The organism is Pseudanabaena biceps PCC 7429 (assembly GCF_000332215.1).
Taxonomy (GTDB): domain Bacteria; phylum Cyanobacteriota; class Cyanobacteriia; order Pseudanabaenales; family Pseudanabaenaceae; genus Pseudanabaena; species Pseudanabaena biceps.
Genome location: NZ_ALWB01000049.1, coordinates 21,513 through 28,127, shown reverse-complemented (window position 1 = coordinate 28,127; position 6,615 = coordinate 21,513). Strand labels below are relative to the sequence as shown.

The window sequence follows — 6,615 nt, the reverse complement described above, 5'->3', positions numbered from 1 at the left end:
CCCTTTCTCTAAGCCCAAAAGCAAAAGCCTTGCGTAGCAAGGCTTTTGCTTTTGGGCTTTTAAAATTTGCCAGCTTAACCCGAACTGACGTTAATAAGATAATTTAATAGGATAATTAATAGGATAATAATGATATTGAAGATAATAAAGACAAACTTACATTCAAGAAAGAAAAGCTAGCATTTAAAGCCATTCTCTTTCTTTATATTCCGATCGCTTTAACGGTTCCCATAAAAAAGATAAAGCAGGCTAAGCCTGCTTTATCTTTTTTTAATGTTTACCAGCTTTCGTCTTCGACAGCCGTTTTATCCCAAATTTCTAAATCTAGCTCTTCTAGATAAATAATTCCACTTTGGATCTGTTGAGTTGTTCCAGTTAGTTCTAGAGTGAACCAGCCGTCATCTTCTGGGTTTTCACCTAGGAGAGCAGCAATAATGGTCACAATTAGCCCATGTTCACATGAGAGGCGGGAGATAATAGGTTCTCCGAAGCAACTTCTCGGAACGCGCATAGCGATGCGTGTTGTCGTTCGTCGCTTTTCCTCTGTATTTACAGTAGCTCTGGAATCGATGCATTCCGCCGCTAGCATTGAAATATCTCCAGTGCAAATGTCTTAATGTTTTGACATTTATTATCATAGCTAAAGTTTTAAAGGACTGGAAGTGACTTAGGTCACTAAATTTATAAAGATATCTGAGTCCCTGCGCATAATTAAAAAATAGCGTTAAAACCTGTAGCACTTACTGAGACTAGGCTATAGATTTTTTTGATCTTAAATTTAATTGTGCCTAGTTACTTATCAAGAGCTAAATAGGCTTGTATATCTAGATAAAAAGTATAAATTTACACTTCAGGCGATAACTATGAATAGTAGGACGGCTTACGATCGCATTTATGAAATTGTGCAAAAAATTCCTAGAGGTCAGGTTGCGACCTACGGGCAGATTGCCGAATTATCTAATTTGGCGGGAAAAGCGCGTTTAGTGGGCTATGCCTTATTTCGAGTGCAAAATGCCGATGTTCCTTGGCAGCGGGTCATAAATGCGAAGGGAGAGATATCGCTATCACCTTTGCGGATGGGGACGGACTACTTACAGCGATCGCTCCTCGAAAGTGAGGGAATTATTTTTAGCGATACTGGCAAAATTGATTTGCGAAAATATCAATGGCGACCCCAACCCTAAAAAGATGACCGTTCTAAGCACCGCAAAGCATTGTAATTCCTGTTTTGCGTTTGGAATTTGTCCTAACATGATAGGCTACAGCTATATTTGTAAATCATGACTACTGCGACTTTACTGGTTTCTTGTCCCGATCAAAAAGGCTTGGTTGCGAAGATTTCGGACTGGGTATTTTCTCATGGTGGGAATATTCTCCATGCCGATCAACATGCTGATAGCACGGCGGGATTATTCTTAATGCGGGTGGAATGGGATTTAGAGAACTTCGATCTCGCGAGATCGGAGATCGACCCGACTTTTAAGAAATTAGCGACGGAAATTCAGGCTAAATGGAGCATCCAGTTTTCAGATTACGTGCGACGTATTGCCATCTTTGTTTCTAAGCAAGATCATTGTCTTTACGATCTGATTTTGCGGCAGCGATCGCATGAACTTTCTGCCACGATCCCTGTCGTCATTAGCAATCATCCAGATCTAGAAAAAGTAGCCCATAACTTTGGAATTAATTATCACCACATTGCCATCTCCCCTAATAATAAATTGGAACAAGAGAAGCAGCAGTTAGCCCTTCTCAAACAATACAAAATTGATTTGGTGGTGCTAGCGAAATACATGCAGGTCTTAAGCCCTGATTTTCTCGCCGAGTTTCCCCAAGTCATCAATATTCATCACTCGTTTTTACCTGCCTTTGCGGGGGCTAATCCCTATCACCGAGCCTATAAACGAGGCGTAAAAATTATTGGGGCGACGGCTCATTATGTCACGGATGAACTGGATGAAGGCCCTATTATCGAACAGGATGTCATTCGAGTTTCCCATCGTGATTCGGTAACCGATCTGATTCGTAAAGGCAAAGATCTCGAAAGGATTGTCTTGGCAAGGGCTGTCCGTCAACATTTACAAAATCGTGTGCTAATTTATGGGCAATCGGCAAACTCGGATTTAGGATTGCGAACGGTCGTATTTGATTAGACTGGATTGCTCGCCGATTCGTGTTATCAGCTACAGTCACGATCTCGTTTATAGCTCACAATAGTTTCGATAATTCCATGGGTAGCGATCGCGATCGCCTATAGCCAATGAAACCCCGCATTATCGTCTGTGGTCTAGATCGAACGGGTTACAAAGTTTTAAGCCTGCTCAAACAGCAAGGTTGTTTTGTCATTGGCATCCATGATCAACCGATCGATCAGGCTGATGCGGAAATTGTCATTGGCGATCTAGCGGCGGCAGAGACTTTAATTGCCGCAGGTATAAGGGATGCGCAGACCTTGATTTTGGCAGGAGCCGATGAAACTCGCAATTTAACAATTTTAATGCAGGCAAGGGTTCTCAATCCCCACGTACGGATTATTAACCGATTGTTTAATTCCAGTTTGGGGGTGAGGCTAGATTTGACACTGCCCAATCATCTGACGATGAGCGTGGCGGCTCTCGCTGCGCCTGTCTTTGCTTTTAGTGCTATGGGCAATCGAGCGATCGGGCAATTGCGTTTATTTACTCAGACTTGGCCAATTCACGAAGAGTACATTGACGATCGCCATGCTTGGTTGGGTAAGCCATTATCAGGTTTTTGGGAAGATCGATCGCGGATGTTGATTTATTATCTGCCCAGCGATGAGAGCAAGATCGATCTGGTGAGTGCGGTGCTTGACGGTCGGACTTTGCAATTAGGTGATCGCCTTTTATTAGGGACACAGCCCAATGTGCGCAATGCATCCCGCCCAGTTTTGCAAAAGATCGCCAAGCTTCTGATGGGCATGCGGCAATTTCACGAACATGGGCAAGAGGTTTTATTTACAGCGATCGCTTTACTGTTAACTATTTTTTCAGCAACCTTGGTATATACCAGTTTGCAGATCGGCATTCCATTTGTGGATGCCCTCTATTTCTCCGTGGGGATGATTACAGGGGCAGGGGGCAATGAGCAGGTGGTCGAACATGCTACCGATAACCTCAAGATTTTTACAATTATCATGATGTTGATTGGTACGACAGCGATCGGGATTTTTTATGCAATTTTAAATGATTTTATTTTGGGGTCGCGCTTGAGGAATTTCTGGGACGCGGCAAGGGTTCCCCAGCACAATCACATCATTATCTGCGGTTTGGGAAGTGTCGGTGTGCAGACAGCTTTACAGCTAGTCAGCTATGGTTACGAAGTGATTGCGATCGAACGCGATCTGAATAATCGTTTTTTAGATACGTTGCGATCGCAGAATATACCTGTCATTCATGGCGATGCTAGCCTACCCACCACACTCAAGGCGGCCAATCTCGATAAAGCCGAAAGTCTGCTTGCCGTAACCAGTAACGATACCGAAAATCTGGAAATTGCCCTAAATGCCAAGGGAATAGCGCCCAATTGTCGAGTAGTGGTGCGTTATGACGATCCATACTATGCAAGCATGGCGCAGGAAGTATTCGATTTTGAGGCGGTTCTGAGCCCTCCCGAAATCGCCGCTCCTGCCTTTGCCGCTTCGGCTCTTGGCGGTCGTATTTTAGGTAATGGCATTGTGGCGGATAGTCTATGGGTGGCGATCGCCACGATGATTACCCCCAATCATCCATTCTGTGGTAAGCCTGTCCGCGAGGCATCCACAACTGCGGATTTTGTTCCGCTTTATATCGAAACTGCCTCCCAAACTATCCATGGATGGAATCTCTTAGAATCTTCCTTAAATGCAGGTGATATTCTCTATTTGACTATCCCCGCCGCAAAATTAGAACAATTATGGCGCGTCACTCCTTTTCAAGTTACCGTTAGCTAAGATTTATAGCTGTTGATTTGTTGCTTCAATTTTATTGATAAACAAACCGATGACAATATCATGCATCACAATAGATTTAGAAAAGCAAATCGTCTTTCTAGATAATCGCTTAATCCGATTTCGTAAAGTTATACCAATTCACGAAAGTGTAATACCAAAGCTCAAAATGGCTACGCCATTTTGAGCTTTGGTATTAGATGTTTGCTTTCAATCTTCTGAGTGTTTTTCTTGCCGATCAGGTGAGTGTTAGAATCAAGAATCCTTTCGTATACACCCCAACCATTTGACTTCTGGGCGATCCCCTTGATATGCGTAATTGAGAATAAACGTCTTGCGCGTACTGTTAGAATTGAGGTAGATGTAACGCTTTTTACCTGTACTACTTTGTCCTTGTCGTTGGATATCTATCCCTCCACAAGTTTGACATTCCGCTGCTTCAAATACCATTTTTTCTTTCTTTCCTTAACTACTCCCTTCCCAGTGAATAATTAGCGTTGCGGCGCAAAGCGCCGCAACGCTAATTAGGGCTTCCTGAAAAAGTACAAAAGCTTGCTACATAAGGGCTTTAATCTTTTTTGTCATAAAAAGTGCAAGGTTATAGCGTCTAGAGGCTCAAAACCCTTGCACTTCTATAGAAAACCGCTGGGTAAATTTGGGAAATATGCGACAAAATACTATTTTTAAAGCTGTATTGCCTTTAAATTCGCTCTGTAGACTTTTTCAGGAAGCCCTAATTATTGGTTTTTAATGTCTATTTCCTTGGTGGGAAGGGAGTACTACTGCCTATATCTCTATTTTGGTTTTATCAACAAATGTGACCCATTACCGACAAACCAATACTTCTCGCCGAAGCCCAGTTTCAAAAAGAAAGATCTGATCGCGCCTTTCTTTTTTATGATAGTAGTTATGCCTAGATTTCAAAGCCGACTTTTTAATTGGATCGATCGCTCGTGGCCAGTTCAGGCAGGACGAGGCATTAGGCGATCGCTCGATCAAAAACTCAAACAGATGACGGGATTGCCTTTACAGGAATTGCCGCGATTGTTGGCTTATCAAGTTGCCAAGGCAGCCCTATATCCAGTGTATTTAGTCGCTTCAGCAGCCAAGAAAACCTTCCCATTACTCGATTCCAGCCAAGTCGAAGCTAGGGAAAATTTGCGATCGCAACCCTATGCTACGGGACTTTTATCGGAAACCTTGCCGATTAAGGAAGACTTAGATAATGCCATTCGCCAAACCGATGAGTTAACCGAAAATTTGCCCGTTGATTTACAAACCAATGCCCATGGCGAAACACTAAAGTCCGAGATACCATTACTTTGGCGACCGTTGGTGAAGTTTTTTAACTGGATCGATCGCACTAAAATACGCATAGATCGGAACATTGCGACGCTTGTCAAGCGGGAACCCGATGGGCTCGCCGATCGCCCCGAATTGGAGTCAAAATTGCTTGCCAATCGAATTTTTGCGGAAATCTGGCGACAGGTCGAACAAGGTCAAACCGACCCGAACAACTTGAAAACCAGTAGCGGATTGACTGAAAACGTGGCATTGGGAAGAAACACCCGACTGGAGCAGTTGCGGCGGTTGATTGAGGCAGCGATCGCTTATTTCTTTGGAAATCAATCCCAATCATCACAGATTCAAGACGAAAACGTTACTGGGAATGCGGAGCGTCCAGAAATCCATAGCTCGGAGATATCGGACGAGCAGATATTATCGGGGACAGCACCATTCAAACAGCGGAGCGTTACCCCCTCACAAGGACGCGATCGCCTATTTACCGCCAGAAAAGCATCAGCCAAAAATTCGTTGCAAACCAATTCATCGCCAGCAGCTATCCCAAACGATGCAGGCGATCTCACAGCAAATGCAACGTTAGCGGAAAGTAACAACCTCGATCGCTTGCGCGATCTGATCGTGGCGGCGATCGATTATTTCATTGGCAAGCGATCGCTCGATGGCGATGGAAGCACAACTTTTAGCGATGCGAATAATGATGCGAAGGGAACTCCATCGGAATTGCTATCGGCAGAATTTATTGACAAATTGCAAACTAGTATGGGAAGTTCGGTCAAAGGGAACCAACCCAGTAACGATTCTTCCTCCGCTCTTAAACCTGACAATCAACTCGAACGCTTGCAAAAGTTGATCGAGCAAGCGATCGCTTATTTCTTTGGCAAACAGAAACCAACTCTGAAGGAGACCTCAGACATCACGCCTACGGAAGAAGCTTGGTTAACGATGGAAGAAGTGTTTGGTGATGATAATGGTCCTTGGCCGCTTCCTTTAGAATATGAATCGATCGCTTTTAATAAATCGCCAGATCGACAGGCAATCCATTCATCGGGAGAGTTACAGAATTCAGAAACGACGACCACGCAGATTTCCCAAGATCGTTTAGTGGGCAACTTAGTCTTTGAAGAAGAACTTTTAGATCTTCAGCAATCTAATTCCGACCCAGAAAGCGATCGCCCCCTCAAGGCTTGGATTGAGGCAAATGCTAGCCTTTTAGGTTATGTCTATAATCCCGTTATGACGGTAATTTTCTGGGTCGATGCGATCGTTCTCAAAATTGAAAATCTGATTATTGGATTTTGGCGAGGATTGATCAGTTTTCCCAAGCGATTAATTCGTTTTATTCGTTATGGAAGAAGGTAGCC

5 protein-coding genes and 1 pseudogene are annotated in these 6,615 nt (G+C 43.7%); 4 read left to right on the top strand and 2 right to left on the bottom strand.

All coding sequences use genetic code 11. The features are described from left to right. Positions 1–277: 277 nt before the first annotated feature. Positions 278–589, bottom strand: coding sequence for an NIL domain-containing protein (locus PSE7429_RS07765; protein WP_009626569.1), 312 nt, complete (start codon positions 587–589; stop codon positions 278–280). Positions 590–863: 274 nt separating this feature from the next. Here PSE7429_RS07765 and PSE7429_RS07760 point away from each other — a divergent pair, with 274 nt between their 5' ends. The 3 genes from PSE7429_RS07760 (at position 864) to PSE7429_RS07750 (ending at position 3,952) form a co-directional block, all read left to right on the top strand. After that, entirely contained in the window at positions 864–1,184 is a 321-nt protein-coding gene (locus PSE7429_RS07760) for an MGMT family protein (RefSeq protein ID WP_009626568.1), read from the top strand. A 96-nt stretch (positions 1,185–1,280) separates the two neighbouring features. Further along, on the top strand, positions 1,281–2,153 hold the full coding sequence (gene purU, locus PSE7429_RS07755) for a formyltetrahydrofolate deformylase (RefSeq protein ID WP_009626566.1): 873 nt from the start codon (positions 1,281–1,283) through the stop codon (positions 2,151–2,153). Between the two features lie 107 nt (positions 2,154–2,260). After that, complete coding sequence (locus PSE7429_RS07750; protein ID WP_009626565.1) at positions 2,261–3,952, top strand: NAD-binding protein; 1,692 nt, start codon at positions 2,261–2,263, stop codon at positions 3,950–3,952. Between the two features lie 3 nt (positions 3,953–3,955). Here PSE7429_RS07750 and PSE7429_RS28150 read toward each other — a convergent pair. Next, a pseudogene (locus PSE7429_RS28150) lies at positions 3,956–4,239 on the bottom strand (IS1 family transposase); the annotation flags it as partial. Between the two features lie 619 nt (positions 4,240–4,858). On the opposite strand from PSE7429_RS28150, the gene PSE7429_RS07740 reads away from it, so the two are divergent. Next, positions 4,859–6,613 (top strand): hypothetical protein, encoded by a 1,755-nt coding sequence (locus tag PSE7429_RS07740; RefSeq protein ID WP_009626563.1) that lies wholly within the window; start codon positions 4,859–4,861, stop codon positions 6,611–6,613. The last annotated feature ends 2 nt before the right edge of the window (positions 6,614–6,615 follow it).